The sequence below is a fragment of the Mesorhizobium sp. ORS 3428 genome, from assembly GCF_001854785.1.
Taxonomy (GTDB): domain Bacteria; phylum Pseudomonadota; class Alphaproteobacteria; order Rhizobiales; family Rhizobiaceae; genus Mesorhizobium.
The window spans coordinates 126,208-147,861 of sequence record NZ_MDFL01000002.1; the positions used below are offsets into that span (position 1 = coordinate 126,208).

Consider the following 21,654-nt stretch of genomic DNA (forward strand, 5'->3'; position numbering starts at 1 on the left):
CGTCAGCGGCCGATCAATGCACGCGCGATGATGACACGCATGATCTCGTTGGTGCCTTCGAGGATCTRGTGGACGCGCAGGTCCCGCACCAGTTTTTCGATGCCGTAGTCGTGCAGATAGCCGTAGCCGCCGTGCAGTTGCAGCGCCTCGTTGGCGACATTGAAGCCGATATCGGTGACGAAGCGCTTGGCCATCGCCGACCATTTGCCGGCATCAGGCGCCTTGCGGTCGAGCTTCGAGGCGGCGGCATAGAGGAAGATGCGGGCTGCCTGCAGTTCCGTCTCCATGTCGGCCAGCCTGAACTGCAGCGCCTGGAACTGGTTGATCTTGGAGCCAAAGGCCTTGCGCTCGGCTGTATACGCAAGCGCCTTGTCGAGCGCCGATTGCGCGCCGCCCAGCGAGCAGGCGGCGATGTTGAGCCGGCCGCCGTCGAGGCCGGCCATGGCGATGCCGAAGCCGGCGCCTTCGGAGGCAAGCAGATTCTCGGCCGGCACCGTGCAGTCCTCGAAGATGACCTGGCGGGTCGACTGCATGTTCCAGCCCATCTTGTGTTCGTTGGCGCCGAAGGACAGGCCGGGCGCGTCCTTGGGCACCACGATGGTCGATATGCCTTTCGGCCCGTCGCTGCCGGTGCGCGCCATGACGACATAGAGGTCGCTGTCGCCGGCGCCGGAGATGAACTGCTTGGCGCCGTTCAGGACATAGTTGCCGCCGCTCTTCACCGCCCGCGTCTTCAGCGCGGCTGCATCAGAGCCGGAGCCGGGCTCGGTCAGGCAATAGCTCGCCAGCCATTCCATCGAGGTCAGCTTCGGCAGCAGGCGCTGGCGCTGCTCGTCGGAGCCGAAGCGGTCGATCATCGAGGCCGCCATATTGTGGATGGAGATGAAGGAGGAGAAGGCCGGATCGGCGCGCGCCAGTGCCTCGAAGATCAGCACGGCATCGAGGCGTCCGAGCGCGGAGCCGCCGACATCGTCGCGGACATAGATGCCGCCGAGGCCGAGCGGGCCGGTCTCGCGGATCACATCGGCTGGAAAGTGTTTTGCGCGGTCCCAATCGAGCGCGTTCGGCGCGACACGGTCGGCCGCGAAGGCCTGAGCCATCTCCTGGATGGCGCGCTGTTCCTCGGTGAGTTCGAATTGGCCAGTGCCCGCATCGACTGCCGCGTCCATGGCGTGCTCCCTGTCGTTTCAGACCTTCTGGCCTGTCGTTTTTGGCTTTGCGCGCCGTTCAATCTAGACCAATGATGCCGCCGCGCAAACCCGGCCGCCAGCGGACCGGTTGTGCATGGATTGATCAACGGAGCCTTGCGTGCCGACRATTTTCGATCAGTTGCTGGATCGGTTCCACTTCTATCTCGCTGGCGTCGACAGCCGCCTGGTCGCGGATGCGGTCGCGCGCATCGGCTGGGACATGCCCTCCCGCTCGCTCGAAGCGCGTTCGCTCCGCTGCCTTCGTCATCTCGATCGCATCGCAGAGCTTGCGCCGCCGGACATCAGGTCGCTGGCGCGGTTCGTGGCCGACCATCGGGAGGAGCTGCGCTGGGGGCAGACCTATACTGCCGCCGATTTCGGCCAGGCCTTCATCGACAATTACGGCTGGCTGGAGGTGCTCGGCACGCGCGGGCATTTCGTCAACGACGAGGTCGCGGCCGGGCTTCTAATTCTTGGGCCGGACATTGTCTATCCGGACCATCACCACATCGCCGAGGAGATCTATATTCCGCTGACCGGCGGCACGGAATGGCGCATGGGTGACAGCGGTTTTCACGTTCGCGAGGCCGGCGAGGTCGTTCACYACGCTTCCAACGTCAATCACGCCATGCGCACCGGCAAGGAGCCGTTGATGGCGCTCTATATCTGGCGCGGCGGACCGCTGGCGCAGAAGTCGACCATCGGCTCGGAGGGCAGGGGCTGATGGCCAGGGCGATCATGCTGCAGGGTACCGGCTCGGATGTCGGCAAGACCGTGCTGGTGGCGGGGCTCTGCCGGGCCGCTAAAAAGCGCGGACTGAAGGTTCGACCGTTCAAACCGCAGAACATGTCGAACAATGCCGCCGTTGCCGATATTCCAGGTGCCAACAAGGCTGGYGAGATCGGCCGAGGGCAGTGGCTGCAGGCGCTGGCCTGCGGCGTGAGGCCGACCGTTCACATGAATCCGGTACTGCTCAAGCCGCAAAGCGACATCGGCTCGCAAGTCGTGGTGCAGGGCAAAGTGTTCGGCGAGGCGCGGGCGCGCGACTATCAGTCGATGAAGGCCCGGCTGATGGATGCCGTGTTCGATTCCTGGGCAAAGGTCGGGGAGGGCGCCGACCTGGTCATCGTCGAGGGCGCCGGCTCGCCGGCAGAGATCAATCTCAGAAGCCGCGACATCGCCAATATGGGCTTTGCGACGCGCGCCAACGTGCCAGTGGTGCTGGTCGGCGATATCGATCGCGGCGGCGTCATCGCCTCGGTCGCCGGCACGCATCTCATCCTGCCGGAGGAGGACCGGCGCATGATCGTCGGCTATCTCATCAACAAGTTCCGCGGCGACGTCTCGCTGTTCGATGACGGGATCAGTGCGATCGGCAAGTTTACCGGCTGGCGCTGCTTCGGCGTCGTGCCCTGGCTGAAGGCGGCCAGCCGGCTGCCGTCCGAGGATTCGGTCGTGCTCGAGCGCCTCGCCTCCGGCGAGAGGCGGGCATTGAAGGTGGCGGTGCCAATGCTGGCGCGCATCGCCAATTTCGACGATCTCGACCCGCTCAAGGCCGAGCCGCAGGTCGAGGTGGTGTTCGTGCCGCCCGGCAAGCCATTGCCGGAAGACGCCGGGCTGGTGGTCATTCCCGGCTCGAAATCGACGATCGGCGATCTGATAAAATTCCGCGAGAATGGCTGGGATCGCGACCTTGCCGCGCATCGCAAGCGCGGCGGTCATGTCGTCGGCATCTGCGGCGGCTACCAGATGCTCGGCCGCATGGTACGCGATCCCGACGGCATCGAAGGCAGCGTCACCGAGACGGAAGGCCTCGGCCTGCTCGACATCGAAACGATGATGGAGCCGGAGAAGACGGTCCGCAATTCCAGCGCCCATTCGGTGCAGTTCGGCCTGCCGCTCGAAGGCTACGAGATCCATCTCGGCCGCACCATCGGCCCGGACACGGCGCGACCGTCGGCAATCGTCAACGGCGTCGAGGACGGCGCGGTTTCCGCCGACGGCAAGGTGATCGGCACCTATCTGCATGGGCTATTTTCCGCCGACGCATTCCGTGCCGCATACCTTGCGAGCCTTGGCGTCGCTGGCGGCGGCATCGACTACCGCGCCGAGGTGGAGAAGGCGCTGGACGAGGTCGCGGCCGAGCTGGAGAGGCGTCTCGACTGCGACGCGATTTTTGCGTTGGCGCGATAGGTCTGTTCCACCGCACGGGAGCCGGGCCGTCCGCATGTGYTTGAGCAATCGAGCGTCTTGGCGGTTAGCCGAGCCATCTATGCGGTCGTCATTCTATGGTCTGCGCGCGTCGCTTCGCTCCTTGCTCCGCCCGTGGATGACGAAGTTCAGGCGCTGTCGCCAACCCCCAACGTCGGCGAGACCTCCTAGGCTTTCTCCCCGGCCTTCGGCCAATAGGTGCCGAAGGACCAGACATTGCCTTCCGGGTCGAGGCAGATGAACTCGCGGCTGCCATAGTCGCGGTCGACCAGTTCCTGGATGATCCTGGCGCCGGCATTTTTCGCCCTGGCATAGGCGGCATCGGCATCGTCGACGGCGATGTAGATCGACTTGCCACCACCGGCGCCCGGCTCGCCGACCATCTTGCCATAGTCGTCGTCGCGCGCCGTGCCCAGCATGATCATCGAGGAGCCGAAGCTGAGTTCCGCGTGATGGACGACATCGCCCTCGCCATAGCGGGCGCGCACCTCGAAGCCGAAGGCATTGCACAGCCAGTCGATCATCTTGGCGGCGTTCCTGTAGCGCAGGGCAGGATAAATGCGCGGCGCTTCCGTTGCCGTGGGCATGGACGAACTCCTTGTTGCGGTCGATGAGCCAGTGTTGGGCAAAGCGCCTCCGGCGTCTTGAAGAAATGTTACCTGGCGAAGGCAGCGGCGAGCGCGGTCGGCGTTTCGCCGGCAAGCTGGCGGAATTCGCGCACCAGATGTGCCTGGTCGGCATAGCCGCAATCGGCTGCGATGCCGGCCCAGTCGTCCTCCTGCCGCTTCGAAAGCGAAAGCGCGCGGTTGAAGCGGACGATGCGCGACAATGTCTTCGGCCCTATTCCTATCGCGTCGGTGAATTTTGCCGYCAGATGTTTGCGACTCCAGCCGATCTCGTCGGCGAGCGTCGAAATGCGGGTGCGGCCACCAGAGGCGATGATCGTCCTGTAGGCCCAGGCGATTTCCGATGAAAGCGCATTCGCCTCGGCAAGGCGGCTGCTGACGAATCTCTCTGCGATGTCGAAGCGCGTGCCCCAGTCCTGCGTTTCGCCAAGCAGTTCGCGCAGCGCGATGCCGCCAAACCCCAGCGCATCGTCCAGCCCAACCATGCGGTCCCTCAACTCGCTCATCGGCAGGCCGAAGAACTGCCTCRCGCCAAGCGGAGTGAAATTGACCTGCACGCAGCAGGAACCGCCGAAGGAATCGATCACGACCGGCCCGGCATAGAGGCCGGCGGCGAAGCTGGCGTAGCGATCGTTGTCGCCCGGAGTGCGGCCGAGACCGATCGCAAAGGCTTCGGCAAAACTGATCACCAGCGGCACGGTGAGCGAGGCATATTCGACAATGCGGAAATGGCCGGGCCGTAACTCGCGATAGCCGCAGATATCCGTGACGATGCCTGCGAGCGAGGCAGCTGGTTTGCGCCGGACCATCTCGAAATGGAGGGCAGGGGATCGATTGTCTTGTCGATGGCGCTCTGTTTCGTCGGGCATGGCGAAAGCGTAGCAGACCAGGTCCTCGAATCAAAAGCGCCCGGCAGAGCCGGACGCCTCGAGTTGCCTGAGATTCCAGAATGACTTTCGATTCAGGCGCCGCGCATCAGGCAGCCGGCGGCCAGCACGATATAGGCGATGAGCGTAATCCACACCGCCGCGAGTGGAATGAACGCAAGAACGCCAAGACCGGCAAGAAGGCCGATGATGGCGATGACCAACGAAATTATGAACACGATCTGGGTGGGTGCACTGAGATTCATGTCTGGTCCCTCCAACATGATTCGCACGCAGGAATTCTACCAGCAGCAGCCTCACACACCAATTAGCTGGCGTAAGGAATTGGCCGGGTCGGCAAGCAGTTTCGCTGCCAGGGCCAGGCAGACGATGACCAGCAGCGGCTTGATCAGCTTTGCGCCGATCCTGATGGCGAGGCTGGCGCCCAGACGAGCGCCGAGGAACTGGGCCGCGCCCATCATCAGGCCGATCTTCCAGTCGATGACGCCGACGGCGGCGAAGACGATGAAGCCTCCGATGTTAGAGGCGAAATTGAGCAGCTTGGTGTGAGCGGTCGCCTTGAGCACGCCGTAGCCGGCGAGCGCGACGAAGGCCAGCATGAGGAACGAACCGGTGCCTGGACCGAACAGACCGTCATAGAAGCCAATGGCAGGCACGACTGTCAGGCCGAAAAGAAGCGGCGACAGGCGCTCGGCGCGATCCACGTCGCCCATGTTGGGCTTGAACGCGAAGTAGAGCGCGATCGCGATCAGGAGGATCGGCAAGAGGGCGCGCAGGAAGTCGCCGGGCACGACCGTCGCCAACAGGGCGCCGACTGCGCCGCCGATCAGCGCCAGCAACGCGGAAGGCAGCTGGCGGCGCAGATCGACCTGACCGTTGGCGGCATAGTGGAGGGTGGCCGAGCCGGAGCCGAACATGCCTTGCAGCTTGTTGGTGCCAAGAGCCGCGACAGGCGAGAAGCCCGCCAGAAGCAGCGCCGGGATGGTTATCAGGCCGCCGCCGCCGGCGATCGAATCGACAAAGCCTGCCGCGAAAGCGGCCGCGGCAAGCATCAAGACAGTCTGCAGGGTAAGGTCGATCATCGGCTGTGAAGTTAGGGCAAGGAGAGCCGCAGCTTCCATCACGCCGACCCAGTTTGCGCAAGCCCGATTCCACGCTAACAATCAAACCGGAATCGCGAAGGGGAGGCTGATGGCGATGGCGCTGCTCGATCAGATACGTTCGATCTTCGACGGCGACCCCGGCGTGCGCAAGGTGGCGGACGATCCGGTCCTGTCGGCGGAGCTTCTGATGCTTTTCCGCATGATCCTGGCCGACGGCTCGGTCTCGGAGAGCGAGATGGTCGCCTTCCGGCGCATCTGCAAGGAAGCCTTCGGCATCCCCGAAACCTCGATCGACAGCGTCATCAAATATCTCAACGACTACGGCTACGAGACCAACGGGTCGCAGGCGATCGCGCTGTTCCGCGATCTCGATGTCGAGCGGCGCAAGCTGCTTGCCCGCCATATGGCGGAGATCGCCAAGGCGGATTCCAGGCTGGCAGAGAGCGAGGTTAAGCTTCTGCGCCGCACGCTCGACCTGCTCGACATCAGCCCGGTCGATTTGGTGAAGCCACAGAACTGAGGACGGTTGCCCGGCCGGGTCTCCGCTGCTTCGCAACGTCCCGGCGTTGGCTGTCGGCGCTGCGCGAACCGGCTGCTCACCCCTGTTCCTGGATGCGCCGCGCAATCGCGCGGTGAAGATCGGGCGCCGACGCGACCAGCGCCTGCGCTGCCTCCGAGCGCGGATGGTCGAGCACGTCGCTGGTCCGGCCGCGCTCGACGATCCTGCCCTCATGCATGACCAGCACCTCGTCCGACATGGCTCGGGCCACCGTCAGGTCGTGGGTGATGAAGAGATAGGCGATGCMGAGCTTCTGGTTGAGCTCGGCGAAGAGATCGAGGATCTGGGCGCGGATCGAGACGTCCAGCGCCGAGACCGGCTCGTCGGCGACGACCAGTTTCGGACGGGTGATGATGGCGCGGGCGATCGACAGGCGCTGGCGCTGCCCGCCGGAGAATTCGTGCGGGTACTTATCGATGTCGCGCGGGCTGAGCCCAACCTCGTGCAGCGCATGCGCGACCATTTCGCGGCGCTCGGCCTTGGCCGGCTGTTTCTCCAGAAGATGCAGCGGCTCGGCCACCAGCCTCTCGACCTTCTGGCGCGGATCGAAGGAGCCGTAAGGATCCTGGAACACCACCTGCATGTCGCGCCGTGCGGGCTTCAACTCGGCTTCTGTCCTGCCGTTGATGGCCTTGCCGCGAAAGCGGATCGTGCCAGCCGTCGGCTTGTCCAGCGCCARAATCATGCGGGCAAGCGTGGACTTGCCGCAGCCTGAGCGCCCGACGAGCGCCACCGACTGGGCAGGCTCTATGGTGAGCGAGACGTCGTCGACGGCGCGGACCGGTTGCGCTGGCCGGAACAGCGATGCGCGCCGCCCCGGATAGGCGCGGCTCACGCCTTCGACCTCGAGCAGCGGCTTGGCGGAGCCGGCAAGATGGGTTCTCGGGCGCGCCGGCACATGCATCGAAGCCAGCGCCAGCTCGCGCGTGTAGGGGTGGCGTTGCGCCGACAGCGTGCGCGCGGTGTCGCCGGCTTCCATCACTTCGCCACGGCGCAGGATGGTGAGGCGGTCAGACATTTCGGTTACCACCGCGAGGTCATGGGAGATGAGCAAAAGGCCCATGCGGTTTTCGCTGACCAAGTCGCGCAGCAGGTCGAGGATCTGCGCCTGCAGTACGACATCGAGCGCCGTGGTCGGCTCGTCGGCGATCAAGAGTTTCGGCTTGAGCGCACAGGCGATGGCGATGACGACGCGCTGGCGCTGGCCGCCGGAGAGTTCATGCGGGTAGCGCGACAGCGGGAATTTTGTCTCCGGCAGGCCGACGCGGTCGAGCATTTTTCGCGCGCGTTCCTCCGCTTCGGCGCGGCCCGCCTTGGTGTGCCAGCGAATGCCTTCGGCCACCTGCTCGCCGATCGTCTTCACCGGATTGAGTGCCGTCATCGGCTCCTGGAAGACCATGCCGATATCGTCGCCGCGCAGCGCGCACATCTGGTCCTCGCTCGCGGCAAGGATATCGATGCCGTTGAAGGTGACGCGTCCGCCGGCGCGCGCCAGATGCGGCAACAGCCGCATGACGGTCAGCGCCGTCATCGATTTGCCGGAGCCGGATTCGCCGACCAGGCCAACCACCTCGCCCGGCGCGATGGCGAGTTCGACTTCCTTCAGGATCGGCGTCTCGCCGATGACCAGCGACAGGTTTTCGATCTCGAGCAGACTCATCGCTGCCGCCGCGATTTCGGATCGAGGATATCGGCGATGCCGTCGCCGAGCAGGTTGAGCCCGAGCACTGTGATGACGATGGCCATTCCCGGAAAAATCGCCATCCAGGGCGCCGTCACCATGCGCGTTTGCGCATCGAACAGCATGCGGCCCCAACTCGGCATCGGCGGCTGCGCGCCGAGGCCGACATAAGAGAGCCCGGCTTCGGCGAGGATGCCCAGCGCAAACTGGATCGTGCCCTGGACGAGCAGCAGCGTCGCGATATTGGGCAGGATGTGCTCGACGGTGATCTCCGTCATGCCCTTACCGGCGGCGCGGGCGGCCAAGATGAATTCGCGCGGCCAGATCGCCAGCGCCCCGGCGCGCGCGACGCGCGCGAACACCGGTATGTTGAAGATGCCGATGGCGATGATGGCGTTGACGGCGCCGGGACCGAAGATCGCGGTGATCATGATCGCCGAAAGTAGCGCCGGAAAGGCAAAGACGAGATCGTTGACGCGCATCAGGACCTCGTCGGCAACGCCGCCGCGCGCCGCGGCAAAGGTGCCGAGCGGCACGCCGACGCCCATGCCGATGCCGACCGCCACGAGCGCCACGGCGATCGAGTTGCGAGCGCCGACCATGATCATAGACAGGATATCGCGGCCGAAATGATCGGTGCCGAACCAGTGCGCGCTCGAGGGCGCATGCGTCTTGTCGGCAATGACCAGCTTGGTGACGTCATAGGGCGTCCAGACGAAGGAGAGCAGGGCGACGGCGGCCACCAGCAGCGTGATGGTGAAGCCGATCAGGAACGAGCGGTTGCCGAAGGCCTTCACCAGAACCCCCGCAAAGGTTTCTTCGGGCAGGTCGACGCGCATCGTCATGGMCGTCCCCTTAGCCTTGGATCGACGACGGCATAGGAGAAATCGACGAGCAGATTGACGGCGATCACGGCCGCGACCAGCAGCATGACGACGCTCTCGACGACGATCAGGTCGCGCTGGTTGATCGCCTGGAAGACCAGCCTCCCAAGACCGGGCAGATAGAAGACGTTCTCGATGATGATGGTGCCGGCAAGCAGGAAGGCGAATTGCAGGCCGAGGATGGTGAGCACCGGGATCATGGCGTTGCGCAGCGCATGGCGCCACAGCACCGCACGGTAGGGCAGGCCCTTGGCGCGAGCGGTGCGGATATAGTCTTCGTTGAGCACATCGATCAGCGCCGAGCGGGCGACGCGCGCCAGAATTGCCGCTTGCGGCAGCGCCAGCGCGACGGCCGGCAGGAGCAGCGACTTCACCGCAGGCCAGATGCCGGCGCCCCAGCCGGGAAAACCGCCGGCCGGTACCAGCCGCAGCCACACCGCGAAGAGATAGATCAGCATCAGCGCGAACCAGAAGTTAGGCACGGCGACGCCGAGTTGGGCGGCGCCCATGGCGAGCGTGTCGCCGGCCCGACCTTGCCGGCTGGCGGAGAAAAGGCCGACGGGAATGGCGATGACGGTCGACAATGCCAGCGCGATCAGCGCCAGAGGCAAGGAAACGACGACGCGTTCGCGCACGAGATCGATGACGGGAACCGAGTAGGTGTAGGAGCGGCCGAAATCGAGGCTGAGCAGCCCGCCCGCCCAATGCAGATAGCGCAGGACAAGCGGCGCATTGAGCCCCATCTGGTTGCGCAGTTGCTCGACCTGTTCGGCGCTGGCGTTGAAACCCAGCATCAGGCGCGCCGGGTCGCCGGGCAGGATCTCCATCACCGCAAACACCACCATCGAGGCCAGTACCAGCGTGACGGCCGCGATGATGACGCGTTTTGCGAGGTAGGCGGTCATGGGRGGTGAATGACCGCAAGTCCGGTCCGGCCAAAAGCTGGATGAAGGTCGAGTTCCCGCCAACCCCCCTCTGTCCTGCCAGACATCTCCCCCGCAAGGGGGGAGATTGATCTCTTATCTACGCTTTCGCCAATCGCCAACGCTGCATGGTTGTCGCTAATCTCCTCCCTTGTGGGGGAGATGGCCGGTAGGCCAGAGGGGGGTGTGACGGAGAGCAACGTTCGCCTTTGGCCGATCGTCAATCCGTCCACTTCACCTTGGTGAGATCATTGGCCTGGATCGGCGCGTTCTCCCACAAGCCCTGCAACTTGGCGTCCCAGACACCGACCTTCGGCAGTTCGTAGAGGAAGCCGACGACGGCATCGTCGGCCAGGATTTTTTGGGCCTGCCCGAACAGCTCTTTGCGCTTCGCTTCATCCGACGTCAGGTTCAGGTCGGCGATGACCTTGTCGAAGGCCGGGTTGTCGTAGTTGAAGTAGTAGTCCTTGCGTGAATAGATATCGATGTCGTTCGGCTCGGTGTGGGAAACGATGGTGAGGTCGTAGTCCTTCTTGGTGAAGACCTGGTCCAGCCATTGCGCCCACTCGACCGGGATGATCTCCAGATCGATGCCGACATCGCGCAGTTCGGATGCGATGATCTCGCCGCCGAGCCGTGCGTAGGAAGGCGGCGGCAGCTTCAGCGTCGCCTTGAAGCCGCTCTCGAGGCCGGCTTCCTTCAGCAAATCCTTGGCCTTGGCGACGTCGTGYGGATAGCGGCCGGTGAGGTCGACATAGTATTTGTTGGCCGGCGACATATGCGAGCCGATCGGCAGGCCGAGCCCGGCAGAAGCGCCGTCGATGATCGCCTTGCGGTCGAGCGCATAGGAGATCGCCTGGCGCACCTGCAGCTTGTCGAAAGGCGGCTTCTTGTTGTTGATCGAGAGGATCGTCTCGCCTTCCGTCGAGCCGATCACAACCTTGAAGCGCGGGTCGTCCTTGACCTGGGAGACGCTATCGGGATCAAAGAAGGGGAAGGCCTGGATATCGCCGGAAAGCAGCGCCGGCACCGCGGCGGCGGCATCCGGCACGATACGGAATTCGACCTTGTCCAGCGCGACCGGGGCGCCCCAGTAATTGTCCGACTTCACAAGCGTGATCGACGACCCCTTGGCCCAGCTCCGGAACTTGAACGGGCCGGTGCCGATCGGCTTTTCCTTATTGGTGTCGGCAGATTTCGGCGACACGATCACCGCGTCGCCCCAGCCCATGTTGTAGAGGAAGGAACCCTGCGGGTTCTTCAGCGTCACCTTGACGGTGGCAGGATCGACGACGTCGACCTTGTCGATCTGCGCGAACAGGCCCTTCTGGGCGTTGACCGAATTGTCGGCACGGGCGCGGTCGAGAGAGAATTTCACATCGTCGGCGCTGAAATCGCTGCCATCGTGAAATTTCACCCCGGTGTGCAGCTTGAAGGTGTAGACCTTGCCGTCGTCCGAGATGGTCCAGCTTTCTGCGAGATCGGGCAGCACCTCGCCGCTCGGGCCGATGCGGGTAAGGCCTTCGAACRCATTCGCATAGAGCACTTCGTCTATCGCGGCGGCGGCGCCCGCGGTCGGGTCGAGATGCGGGGGTTCGAGCGGAATGCCGATGACGAGGTCCGTGCGCGCGGCAAATGCCGACGTGGCAGCGGCGAATGTCAGCACGGCCGCAGCGAAAATGGTCTTCCACAATTTCATCGCTGAACTCCCATCTGCTCAAATATGCTCAAGCCGGCGGATAGAAGCGTGATTTGGCGCGCGAGTAAATTGCGTTTCGTGCTGCCGGTCGGGACGGGAAGAAATGTTTTTCCCGATCAACCTGTCGCACCGCGCAGCAGCACGTTGAGACCGATCGCCATCACCTTGGCCGATTCCACCATGTCGGCGATGCCCACCCATTCATCCGGCCGATGCGCGAGGTCGAGAATGCCCGGGCCGTAGGCGATGCAATCGTAGATCTGGCCGATGCGGGCGACATGCTTCTGGTCGTAGGTGCCGGGCGAGATCACATATTCCGGCTCGCGGTCGAAGATTTCCATGATCCCCTTCGCAACGGCTTGCACCGCCGGCGCGTCGCGCTCGGTCATCAGCGGCAGCACCTCCATCAGGTCGCGGATCTCGTAGTCGAACTTCTTCCGCTCGCGCTTCAGCCGTTCGAGGATGYCGACGACCTCGCCCTTGACCGTCGCAATGTCTTCCTCGAGCAGGAAGCGGCGGTCGATGGTCAGCCGACACCAATCAGGAACATTGGGCGAGGGCAGTCCCGGCCGGAAATCCTCCGTCTGGCCGCCATGGATGGAATTGATGTTCATGGTCGAACGCCTCGCGCCCTCGGGCACCACCGGCATGCGCGTCACCTTGCGGTCGAGCGCCGGGAACAACTCGTCCTCGAAGGCCTGCAGCACGGCGCCCATATGGCGCACGGCGTTGTCGCCGAGGAAGGGCATCGAGCCATGCGCTATCTCGCCCTTGGTCTCGATCTCGGCCCACCAGACGCCGCGATGGCCTAGGCAGATGCGGTCCTTGTTCAGCGGCTCCGGAATGATGACGTGGTCGACCTTCGGTTTCGAGAAGTAACCCAGCTTTGCTAGATGGGCGACGCCGCCGAAACCGCCGGACTCCTCGTCGACCGTGCCCGAAATCTCGATGGCGCCGGGAAAGTCGGGATAGACCTCCATGAAGGCCTCGGCCGCGATGACCGAGGCGGCGAGCCCGCCTTTCATGTCGCAGGCGCCGCGGCCATAGACCCTGCCGTCCTTCACCAGGCCGGCGAAGGGATCGACGGTCCAGCCTTCGCCGGCCTCGACGACATCGATATGCGAGTTGAAGTGGACGCAGGCGCCGGGCGAGCGGCCGTCGAAGCGGGCCACGACATTGACGCGCGGGTAGCGGTCGGTGTCGCCGGGCGTCCCTTCCGCGCGGATGAACTCGGTCTCGAAGCCGAGCTTCTTGAGGCGCGCGCCAAGATACTCGGCACATGGCCGGTAGGCCTCGCCGGGCGGATTGACGGTCGGAAAGCGGATCAGGTCGGCGGTCAGCGCGACCAGGTCGTCGACCCGGTCATCGACGGCCCGAAGGAGTCGTTCATTCATCCGATGGATTGAAGAAGCAACGCGCTGCTTTTGCAAGCTGCCTCTTTTTCGCCGTCAAACAATAGTCGGGGCCAAAAATGATCTGCAGGCTCGACACATTAAACCGCCGAGGGTGAGTGTCGTGYCGGCAACTATGGCGGGAAAATCGTTCAAATTCGCCGCATCGGATTGGCGGTTTCGTCAATGAGTGTGTGGTACTTAACTCACCTGCCGGCAAAATGATGGAAGAAAAACAGCGTGATAGCTGGGGGCAATTGAAGGGGTTTGATCGCATGAAAAAGTCCGTTCTCACGGCAGCCATGCTGGCAGCCACGTTGCTCGGCACGTCAATCGCCAGTCGGGCGACCACTTTGGTGGCCAATATCGATGTGTCGACGCAGACGATGACTGTCAGCAAATACGGCCAGGTGCTTTACCGCTGGAGCGTGTCGACGGCACGCAAGGGCTACTTCACACCGCGCGGCAGCTACCGGCCGCAATGGACGGCGCGGATGTGGTACTCGCGCAAATACGACAATTCGCCGATGCCTTACTCGGTGTTCTTCCATGGCGGCTACGCCATCCACGGCACCGGCGCGGTGAGATATCTCGGGCGCCCCGCCTCGCATGGCTGCGTGCGCCTCCATACAGCCAACGCCGCGACCTTCTACGCGATGGTGCGCGAAGCGGGCTTCGGCAACACGCGGATCGTCGTCGCCAACTGATTTCGCGACCGGGAGCCGGCCGGTTACTGGCCGGCTGCCTTCCTTACCTGCGCTTGCGGCTGCGGCCGCTCATCTCCCAGCGCTTGTGGAACCACATCCACTGTCCAGGATCCTCGCGCACCCAGCGCTCGACGACGTCTGCGAGAAGCTGAGTGGTGGCGTGAACGTCGACGCTGCCGCTTTCGGTGCGCGGCAGGTTGAGCTTGTCTTCGATCTCCAGGCGGAAGCGGTTTCCCGGCAGCCTGATGCAGCGGGCCGGGTAAACGTCGCAGTCATAGTGGCGGGCAAGCATACCGAGCACCGGATTGCTTTGACAGGGGCGACCGAAGAAGGTCGTCTCAACACCGTCGGTGAATTTCTGGTCGACCAGAACGCCGATGTTGCCGCCCTTTTCCAGGATGGCGGCGAGGGCAAATGATGCGCCGGTGGAAGAGGGCAGCAAGCCTCCCATCGTCGAACGGCGTGTCGAGTGGATGTAGTCGGCAAGGTACGGGTTGTTGGGCGGGCGAAACAGCGCCGTGATGTTCATGCCGAAGGTGGCCGCGGCCACCGGCAGCAGCTCGAAATTTCCGAGGTGCCCGGTAAACAGGATGTGCGGCTTCTTCTCGCCGGCGATTTCGACGAAATGCTCGATACCGCGGACCTCGACCCGGCCCGGCTTGGTTGCGTTCGGGTCGAAATCGAAGAGGGCATCGAGGAAGATGTACTCTGCCGCAAGGCGAGCCATGTTCCCCCACATATCCGACGCGATGGCTTGGATCTCGGCATCGCTTTTTCCCGGATAGGCGAGGCGCAGATTGTTGACCGCCACCCGATGCCGTCCGACCAGCGGGCCGATGCGGCGGGTGACGCGGTCGGCGAAGTTGAGCGCATGGTCGGGCGGCAGAAGGCGCAACAGCCAGATCATCGCCATGGCGAGGCGCGCCACCAGCCAGTGTTCCATCTGGCGAAGCCGCCGGCCGTAGCGGAACATGAAGTCCCGGCGGGCTTTCTTGAACAGCTTGCCGACCATGTGGCTCAGGAAACGCGCAGGATGATCTTGCCGAAGACGTCGCGGCCTTCCATGCGCTTAAGCGCGGCGTCGATATCCTCGAAGCCGACTTCGGTGTCGATCACGGGGGCGACGAGGCCGGCCGCCATCTTCTGCATGGCGTTGGCCATGTTTTCCATACGGCAGCCGAAGGAGCCGAGCAGCTTCAATTGCTGCTGGAAGAGCTGCATCAAATTGACCTGTGTCGACACGCCCGATGTCGAGCCGCAGGTGACGAGGCGGCCGCCGCGCTTGAGCGAAAGCATCGAGYCGGCAAAGGTGTCGGCACCGACATGCTCGAAGACGRCGTCGACGCCTTTCTTCCTGGTCAGCTTGCGTACCACGCCTTCGAAACGTTCCTCGCGGTAGTTGATGACATGGTCGGCACCGAGCGCCTTCGCCTTGTCGACCTTGTCGTTCGAGCCGACCGTGGTGATGACCGTGCATCCCATGCGCTTTGCAAGCTGGATGGYGGCGGTGCCGATGCCGGACCCGCCGGCATGGACAAGGATGGTCTCGCCGGGCTCGAGCCTCGCATTGTCGAACAGCATGTGCTCGACCGTGCCGAAGGTGACGGGCGCGACGGCGGCGCCGATCTCCGACACGCCGGGAGGGGCAGGCACCAGGAGGCGGGCGGGCAGGTTGATCCTTTCCTGCGCAAAGCCGTCGAGGTGGAAGCCATGCACGCCGGACACGTGCTCGCAGAGATTGTCGCGGCCATCGCGGCAGGCGCGGCAAAGCCCGCAGGTGCGCGCGCCATAGATCGACACCAATTGCCCCGGCAGGAGATTGGAAACGCCGGCCCCGACCGCCTCGACCTCGCCCGAAGCTTCGGCGCCGACGACCAGGGGCAGCTTGCGCTTGGCGAAGGCCATGCCGCGCCAACCCCAGACGTCGATATGGTTGAGCGCAACCGCCTTGATGCGGAGCGTCACTTCGCCCAGCGAAGGCGGCGGGGGAGGCGGCAGGTCCACCGTTTCAAGGCGGCGGTCCTCGATAAGTTGCAATGCGCGCATGGGGCCTGTCGGTACTGTGGAAGCGGAAAAACGACCGCTTAGACCGGTTCCCGCGCCATGACAAGGCAGGTGTTCTGGCCGCCGAAGCCGAAGGAATTCGACAGAACCGTGCCAACTTGGGCGTTGCGCTTCGTGTTTGGCACGACGTCGAGCACGATCGCAGGATCGGGATTGTCGTAGTTGATGGTCGGCGGGATAACGCTTTCGCGCATGGTCATCAGCGAGAACGCGGCCTCGACCGCGCCGGCGGCCGACAGCGTGTGGCCGATCATCGACTTGTTCGACGAGATCGGCAGCGAGCCGATCCGCTCGCCGAACACGGTCGACAGCGACAGATGCTCCATCTTGTCGTTTTCCGGCGTCGAGGTGCCGTGCGCATTGACGTAGTCGATCTCGTCCTCGCTCAAGCCGGCATCGGCAAGGGCGGCGCGTACCGCCGCGATCGCCGGCGATCCGTCCGGCTTGGAGCGGGTACGATGGAAGTCGTCGGCGYGCTCGCCGCAGCCGCGCATGATGCCGAGGATCGTCGCGCCGCGGGCAAGAGCCGCTTCAAGCGATTCCAGCACCAGGGCGCCGGAACCTTCGGCCAGCACGAAGCCGTCGCGATCCTTGGAGAAGGGTTTTGAGGCCTTTTCGGGAATGTCGTTGTGGGTAGAGAGCGCCGAAAGGAGCGAGAAGCGGATCAACGCCTCCGCGGTGGCGGAACCATCGGCGCCGATCGACAGCGCCTTGTCGCACTCGCCGCGGCGGATCGCCTCGACGCCGAGCTGGATGGCGGTGGCGCCGGAAGCGCAGGCGGTGGATAAGGTGATCGGCAGGCCACGGGTGCCGAAGCGGTCGGCCAGGCGGTCGGCGATCGAGCCGAATTGCGTCGTCTCGAAAACATCGAGCTCCTTCAGCCCGCGCGCAACCCGCAGCAGCCTTTCGGAACCGCTTTCCTTCTTGTCGGAATTGTAGAGCGAGAAGCGGTCGGTCCAGTCAAGCTCGACCGGGGGAGAGGCAAGAAACAGCGGTCCGCCGAAATCGCCGGAGTCGAGCCCTGCTTCCGACACCGCCTCCTGGGCGGCCGTTTCGGCCAGCTCATAGGTGAGGGGGCTCGCACCCTTGGAGCTCGACGGCAGGAAGTCGACCATGCCGGAGATGCGGGTGTTGAGGTGATCGACTGGAAAGCGGGTGATCGGATGGATACCGGACTTGCCCGATGTCAGCGCCGCCCAATTGTCATTCTTGCCGACGCCGAGGGAGGTCACCACGCCGATGCCGGTCACGGCGACGATCGGCCTGCCCATATGGTCGCGGAAATTGGCCATGCTTTGTCTGCCTCGGTCCAGAGCAATTCCAGGAAAAGCGCGTTACGGTTTCCGTTCCGGAATTGCGTAAAAYAAATCTAAGCGGCCTTGATCAGCCCAAGACCCTCGAATTGGTGATAGCCGATGGCTGTTGCAAGGACGGTTGTGGGAGTGCCCTCGAACTGCCGCTCCACTGTTGCATCGAAGGCCGGATAGCCGGCCTTGCGGTCGACGGCGAGTGCGGCAAGCGCCACGGCGAAGGGGAACTGCGCTTCCTTCATGTGTCCGGTGAAGGTGGAGAAGGCGCGCACGGCAAGCGCCGGATTGGCGTCGAGCACTTCCTTCTCGGCCGCCGTGGCGGCGTGCGCGCCTGAGGCAGCGGAAATGGTCAGCAACTCGCCATTCGGCAATCCTGCCTGCTTCAGCAGCGTCGTGATCTCGGCATTCAACTCGCCGCGCCGGCGCCGCGCGCGGCCGGAAACGACCGGTCCGAGCTCGGCGTAGATCTTGCGCCCTCGGCTTTTGGCGTGCTCGCGCTGCTCCAATACCAGGAAAGCGCCGCCGGAGCCCGTTACCACGCCGCCGCCTTCGGCGCCCTGCCGCTGCCAGACCGGCCTCCAGGGGCCGCGATGCAGATAGCCGGCCAGTTCATAGCCGAGCAGCATGTCTGAATGTTCTGTCTGGAAGGCGCCGCCGACCAGGACGTGGGTCGACTGTCCCGAGCGGATGCGGGCGGCTGCCGTCTCGACGGCGGAAACACCGGCGCCTTCCTCGCCCATGAAGGTGCGGGATGAGCCGGTCACCTTGTGGACGATCGAGATGTTGCCRGCGAGCAGATTGGAGAGCTGGGCGAGGAACAGCGTCGGCCGCAATTCCGTGGTCAGCTTCTCGTTGAGCAGCACGTCGCGGTCGTTGCGGCTTTCGGAAGCGGCGAGGATCGCGGCATCGACGGCCTCGTCGCGTTCGCCGCCGCCGGCCGCCACCACCATGTCCATGGTCGTGCAGAGCTCGTCATTGCCCTTTATGCCCGCGTCATCCAGCGCCAGGCCCGCGGCATAGGTGCCGAGCCGCTGCCAGGTTTCCATCTGGCGCTGGTCGCCGCGCTTGGCGATCTGCAGGTTCCAGTCGATCTCGGGCAGGGGGTRAATGGTGTAGGGCGCGAAGCGCATCGCATCGAGCACCGGCTCAGCGCCCGGCCGGCTCAGCTTCTGCCAGTGCGCGTCCGGCCCTTCTCCCAGCGAGGAGACAAGGCCGATGCCGGTGATGACGACGTCGTGCGGGCTGCTCATGGACGGCTTTGCGGGTCAGGCTGCTTGTTAATCTTGCGCATGGTCCTGTCCGAAAATCGATGCCGATTTTCGGGATCRTGCGCCGAGCGCGTCAAGCTCGCGCGTTCAGCCGACATCAGGCGGCCTTGGCCGCGACCAGCGCGTCGATCTTGGCGCAGAGGTTCTTCATGACGAAGTAGTCGTCGGTCGAGGCCTTGCCGTCGTTGACCTCCTGCGTCCACTTCTCGAGCGGCACCTTGATGCCGAATTCCTTGTCGATGGCAAAGACGATGTCGAGGAAATCGAGGCTGTCGATACCGAGATCGTCGATGGTGTGGCTTTCAGGCGTGATGGTGTCGATATCGATCTCGCTGGTGTCTGCAATGATCTTGGCGACTTTCTCGAACGTCGTGGACAAGGGCTTTTCCTTCGGTTGCGGGCGGAATCTGTCCGCATCTTGTTTGGGCGCTGTCTAATCGGTTTTTCCGGGCAGGAAAAGGCCGAATGCGCCCGGCGCAGATGGGATGGCGGCTTTCGAAACGCAAGAAGGGCCGCCGGTCAACCGGCGGCCCCTCCCATTTGACACGGCGTCAGTCTTGTTTCGATGGATGTCGTTATCCCAAAACCGGAACCACTTTTGGGCGACATGCATCAGCTCTCGCGGAGCTTGACCAAGTCGTTCAGCAGCCCGCCCGTCCCGTTGTGAACGGTCAGGCGCTCGACCTTGCCGGCAATGGCCTCGAGAGCCTCGAGTTCCTTCAGCCGCAGCATCACCGGGTTCTCGGCCATCACCCTGGCCGTGTTGAGCAGCGAACGCGTGGCGTTCGTCTCCTCGCGGCGGCGGATGACGTTGGCCTCGGCCTGCTTTTCGGCCGAAACCACCTGGTTGAGGATCTCGCGCATATCGCCCGGCAGGATGACATCCTTCAGCGCGATATCGCTGACCTCGAGGCCGATAGCGGCCATGTCCGCACGCATCTTGGCCGCCGCCTCCTCGTCGACCGTCACCTTCCTGTCGAGGATCTGGTCGAGCGTGAGCGCGCCAAGCGTCTTGCGGAAGGCGTACTGCAGGGCGCGGTAGAGGGCTTCTGCGAAGTCCTTCACCGTGCTCACCGCCATCACCGGATCAACGACCCGGTATTCGGCGGCGATGTTGACGCGGATCGTCACGCGATCCTTGGTCAGCATTTCCTGCCCGGCGACATCAAGCGACTGGCGCTTGAGGTCGACGACCTTCACCTGGACCATGCGCCCGACATTCCAGAAGGCGTRCACGCCCGCGGCGAGCGTGCGGCTGTAGACGCCGTCCACGAACAGCAGCCCGACCTGGCCATCTACGACCGGATGCAGGAACATGTGTTCCGTCTTCCGGGCCTGGCCGATCCGGCGCATCAAGGCCGGATCGACAGCCAGATCGGCCGCCGTGTCGACGGACGTCACCTTCCAGGGGCCGGCATCCGTCCACAGCACGAGCTTGCGGTCCGGAATGAGAACGGCGTGGGGGGCGCCGTCGCGCTCGATGACCGCAATGTCGGTGCGCCCGGTCCGAACGACCGTGAAGTGACGCGCGGCCACCTCCGGGAGCTTGTCGAACAACGCCTTCTCGTATGCCGAAACGAATTCCGGGTTCTTCAGGTCGTGCCTGGAGACTTCCAGGTTTCCGCGCCGGGCGGCGAGCCAATGTTCGCCCGGCATCAGGACAGCCTGGATCTCGCCCTTGTAGAGGGCAACAGCACGCTCATTTTCCTTCACGAGGACGCGCTGGCGTCCAAGAACCTTTTCGAGAATGGTCTTCATTGTCTTGCTCCTGTCGGGCATGGCCCCATGCGAGGTCACGTCATGCGTCGATCGTCCTTTCGTTTCTCTCGTTTCACATCCCCGGCACGAATGATCCGGAGACCGGTGGCATCGCCAGGCGGCGGGCCTTCGGGAGCGGATCGCGGGGCGGCAAGGCGGGCGCCGGAGCCCGAAGGCTCGCTTGCCGGCATTGCCGCGCCTTGATCGTCACCGCGGGCCTGGCCGCGAGCCGATGGCGCAAAACATCGCCGTCCGGCGAGGCCGAAGCCCAGCCGTCCGTGAAGTCGTCGCATTCCGGTCCCCGGACCGTTTTGGATAACACCGTAAAAGGGTGCCGTGGCTTATCAGCCAAATGGAGAAGGATTCGAACCTTCGGCCGTCAGATTATGAGTCTGATGCTCTACCCAACTGAGCTATCCGTGGTGCTGATGAAGGGACTCGAACCCCTGACCTCCGGATCGAAATCCGGCGCTCTTCCTCTGAGCTACATCCGCGATCCCAATCCCCGAAACGGCGCCGTACACAGTGCGGCAAAGCCGTCTGCGCGGGCGGAGACGAAAGCTCCAACCGTTGTGCTCGCTTCGGTTTTCGTGACCGGGAGCGCGCCTATAGACCCTGCGACGGGTTGTCGCAAGCGGCATTGTCGCGGCGGGTTCGCGGCTTCTTTCGGAAGTTGTATTTTGGCAACACTTGGCCCGGATGCTGCGTCTTAGAAGGTAACGCGGCCGAGCACCCTGAGGCCGTCACCTTCCGGCGCTACCACCACGGCTTCGCCCTCGCGCGGCGCGATGCCGGTGAGCGCCTCGATGTTTTCCAGATGTGTGACCAGCACCAGATTGTCGGAACCGGAATAGCCGCGGATCTCCTTCATCACCGCCGCCATCTGGGCGGCCTTCTCGGCGGGATCGGTCTTGAGCAGATCGAGCGGTGCGAACGGCTCCGGCTCGGCCTCGAAGGCGATGCGGGCCGTGTCGAGGCAACGGCAGTAGCGGCTGGAAAGCACGCGCCCAATGGGCGCCGCGCGCGCCGCGAAGAGTGCGCCGATGCGGCTCGCCTGCTGCTTGCCGCGCTCCGACAGGTTGAGCTGGGTGGCGCAGCTATCGATGTCGAAATTCGCCGGGTCGGTATTGCCGGTGACGAAGGCATGGCGAAGCAAGACGACATGGCCGCCGTCGCGCAGCAGCGCCCAGCCCGCGTCGGTCGCGTGGGTCAGACTTGGAACGGCAATGAGGAAAAGCGCCAGGGCAAGTCGCAGCATGAGGAGTCCTTATGGCGGCCCGAGAGACCGGGGCCATGATCGGCATATAGGGACCGCAAAGCCGGCTGAAAAACAAGCAGAGGACGGATGGAAGGCCGCTAGGGCGGCCCGGCTGGCCGATTGCACCGCGATCGG

The 21,654-nt window shown here is 64.1% G+C and carries 21 protein-coding genes and 2 tRNA genes; 4 read left to right on the plus strand and 19 right to left on the minus strand.

Annotated features, from left to right (window positions below; genetic code table 11):
• Positions 1 to 2 precede the first annotated feature (2 nt).
• The gene (locus tag ORS3428_RS02120; protein WP_071094158.1) at positions 3 to 1,169 is read right to left on the minus strand and encodes an isobutyryl-CoA dehydrogenase; all 1,167 of its coding nucleotides are present in this window, start codon (positions 1,167 to 1,169) and stop codon (positions 3 to 5) included.
• A gap of 139 nt (positions 1,170 to 1,308) precedes the next feature.
• Here ORS3428_RS02120 and ORS3428_RS02125 point away from each other — a divergent pair, with 139 nt between their 5' ends.
• Both ORS3428_RS02125 and ORS3428_RS02130 read left to right on the plus strand, forming a co-directional pair.
• Positions 1,309 to 1,914, plus strand: a complete 606-nt coding sequence (locus ORS3428_RS02125) for a dimethylsulfonioproprionate lyase family protein (protein WP_071094159.1) — start codon at positions 1,309 to 1,311, stop codon at positions 1,912 to 1,914.
• Positions 1,914 to 3,383 (plus strand): cobyric acid synthase, encoded by a 1,470-nt coding sequence (locus tag ORS3428_RS02130; protein ID WP_071094160.1) that lies wholly within the window; start codon positions 1,914 to 1,916, stop codon positions 3,381 to 3,383. The genes ORS3428_RS02125 and ORS3428_RS02130 overlap by 1 nt, the downstream gene beginning before the upstream one ends.
• A 185-nt stretch (positions 3,384 to 3,568) precedes the next feature.
• On the opposite strand, the gene ORS3428_RS02135 is transcribed toward ORS3428_RS02130, so the two are convergent.
• The 4 genes from ORS3428_RS02135 to ORS3428_RS02145 form a co-directional block, all read right to left on the minus strand.
• Entirely contained in the window at positions 3,569 to 3,988 is a 420-nt protein-coding gene (locus ORS3428_RS02135) for a VOC family protein (RefSeq protein WP_071094161.1), read from the minus strand.
• Between the two features lie 68 nt (positions 3,989 to 4,056).
• Positions 4,057 to 4,896, minus strand: a complete 840-nt coding sequence (locus tag ORS3428_RS02140; protein ID WP_071094162.1) for a helix-turn-helix domain-containing protein — start codon at positions 4,894 to 4,896, stop codon at positions 4,057 to 4,059.
• Positions 4,897 to 4,988: 92 nt separating this feature from the next.
• Complete coding sequence (locus ORS3428_RS32100) at positions 4,989 to 5,159, minus strand: hypothetical protein (protein ID WP_108722948.1); 171 nt, start codon at positions 5,157 to 5,159, stop codon at positions 4,989 to 4,991.
• Between the two features lie 51 nt (positions 5,160 to 5,210).
• Complete coding sequence (locus ORS3428_RS02145) at positions 5,211 to 5,996, minus strand: TSUP family transporter (RefSeq protein ID WP_071094163.1); 786 nt, start codon at positions 5,994 to 5,996, stop codon at positions 5,211 to 5,213.
• Between the two features lie 109 nt (positions 5,997 to 6,105).
• Between ORS3428_RS02145 and ORS3428_RS02150 the strand changes: the two genes are divergently transcribed.
• Entirely contained in the window at positions 6,106 to 6,537 is a 432-nt protein-coding gene (locus ORS3428_RS02150) for a TerB family tellurite resistance protein (RefSeq protein ID WP_071094164.1), read from the plus strand.
• Positions 6,538 to 6,613: 76 nt separating this feature from the next.
• Here ORS3428_RS02150 and ORS3428_RS02155 read toward each other — a convergent pair whose 3' ends face one another.
• The 5 genes from ORS3428_RS02155 to ORS3428_RS02175 form a co-directional block, all read right to left on the minus strand.
• Positions 6,614 to 8,236 carry an ABC transporter ATP-binding protein gene (locus ORS3428_RS02155; RefSeq protein WP_071094165.1) on the minus strand — a complete coding sequence of 541 codons (1,623 nt, stop codon included), beginning with the start codon at positions 8,234 to 8,236 and terminating at the stop codon, positions 6,614 to 6,616.
• Entirely contained in the window at positions 8,233 to 9,102 is an 870-nt protein-coding gene (locus ORS3428_RS02160; protein WP_071094166.1) for an ABC transporter permease, read from the minus strand. Before ORS3428_RS02160 ends, ORS3428_RS02155 begins: the two co-directional genes overlap by 4 nt.
• Entirely contained in the window at positions 9,099 to 10,046 is a 948-nt protein-coding gene (locus ORS3428_RS02165) for an ABC transporter permease (RefSeq protein ID WP_071094167.1), read from the minus strand. The genes ORS3428_RS02160 and ORS3428_RS02165 overlap by 4 nt, the downstream gene beginning before the upstream one ends.
• Positions 10,047 to 10,284: 238 nt before the next feature.
• Complete coding sequence (locus tag ORS3428_RS02170; RefSeq protein ID WP_071094168.1) at positions 10,285 to 11,763, minus strand: ABC transporter substrate-binding protein; 1,479 nt, start codon at positions 11,761 to 11,763, stop codon at positions 10,285 to 10,287.
• A gap of 116 nt (positions 11,764 to 11,879) precedes the next feature.
• Entirely contained in the window at positions 11,880 to 13,157 is a 1,278-nt protein-coding gene (locus tag ORS3428_RS02175) for an acetylornithine deacetylase/succinyl-diaminopimelate desuccinylase family protein (protein WP_071094169.1), read from the minus strand.
• Between the two features lie 272 nt (positions 13,158 to 13,429).
• Between ORS3428_RS02175 and ORS3428_RS02180 the strand changes: the two genes are divergently transcribed.
• Positions 13,430 to 13,861, plus strand: coding sequence for a L,D-transpeptidase (locus tag ORS3428_RS02180; protein WP_071094170.1), 432 nt, complete (start codon positions 13,430 to 13,432; stop codon positions 13,859 to 13,861).
• A gap of 43 nt (positions 13,862 to 13,904) precedes the next feature.
• Here the strand turns inward: ORS3428_RS02180 and ORS3428_RS02185 are convergent, their stop codons facing one another.
• The 9 genes from ORS3428_RS02185 to ORS3428_RS02230 form a co-directional block, all read right to left on the minus strand.
• Entirely contained in the window at positions 13,905 to 14,873 is a 969-nt protein-coding gene (locus ORS3428_RS02185; protein ID WP_071094171.1) for a lipid A biosynthesis lauroyl acyltransferase, read from the minus strand.
• A gap of 5 nt (positions 14,874 to 14,878) precedes the next feature.
• Positions 14,879 to 15,907 (minus strand): zinc-binding dehydrogenase, encoded by a 1,029-nt coding sequence (locus tag ORS3428_RS02190; protein WP_071094172.1) that lies wholly within the window; start codon positions 15,905 to 15,907, stop codon positions 14,879 to 14,881.
• A 38-nt stretch (positions 15,908 to 15,945) separates the two neighbouring features.
• Positions 15,946 to 17,217: a beta-ketoacyl-ACP synthase gene (locus ORS3428_RS02195; protein WP_071094173.1), complete on the minus strand. Its 1,272-nt coding sequence runs from the start codon at positions 17,215 to 17,217 to the stop codon at positions 15,946 to 15,948.
• A 77-nt stretch (positions 17,218 to 17,294) separates the two neighbouring features.
• Complete coding sequence (locus ORS3428_RS02200) at positions 17,295 to 18,485, minus strand: beta-ketoacyl-ACP synthase (RefSeq protein ID WP_071094174.1); 1,191 nt, start codon at positions 18,483 to 18,485, stop codon at positions 17,295 to 17,297.
• A gap of 115 nt (positions 18,486 to 18,600) precedes the next feature.
• Positions 18,601 to 18,882: an acyl carrier protein gene (locus ORS3428_RS02205; protein ID WP_027167184.1), complete on the minus strand. Its 282-nt coding sequence runs from the start codon at positions 18,880 to 18,882 to the stop codon at positions 18,601 to 18,603.
• A 233-nt stretch (positions 18,883 to 19,115) separates the two neighbouring features.
• A complete protein-coding gene (locus ORS3428_RS02210) occupies positions 19,116 to 20,261 on the minus strand; it encodes a slipin family protein (protein ID WP_071094175.1) in 1,146 nt (381 codons plus the stop codon).
• Between the two features lie 353 nt (positions 20,262 to 20,614).
• Positions 20,615 to 20,680 (minus strand) — tRNA-Ile (locus ORS3428_RS02220).
• 1 nt (position 20,681) lies between these two features.
• Positions 20,682 to 20,755: transfer RNA gene (locus ORS3428_RS02225), tRNA-OTHER, on the minus strand.
• A 215-nt stretch (positions 20,756 to 20,970) separates the two neighbouring features.
• Positions 20,971 to 21,519, minus strand: a complete 549-nt coding sequence (locus ORS3428_RS02230; protein ID WP_071094177.1) for a histidine phosphatase family protein — start codon at positions 21,517 to 21,519, stop codon at positions 20,971 to 20,973.
• Positions 21,520 to 21,654 lie beyond the last annotated feature (135 nt).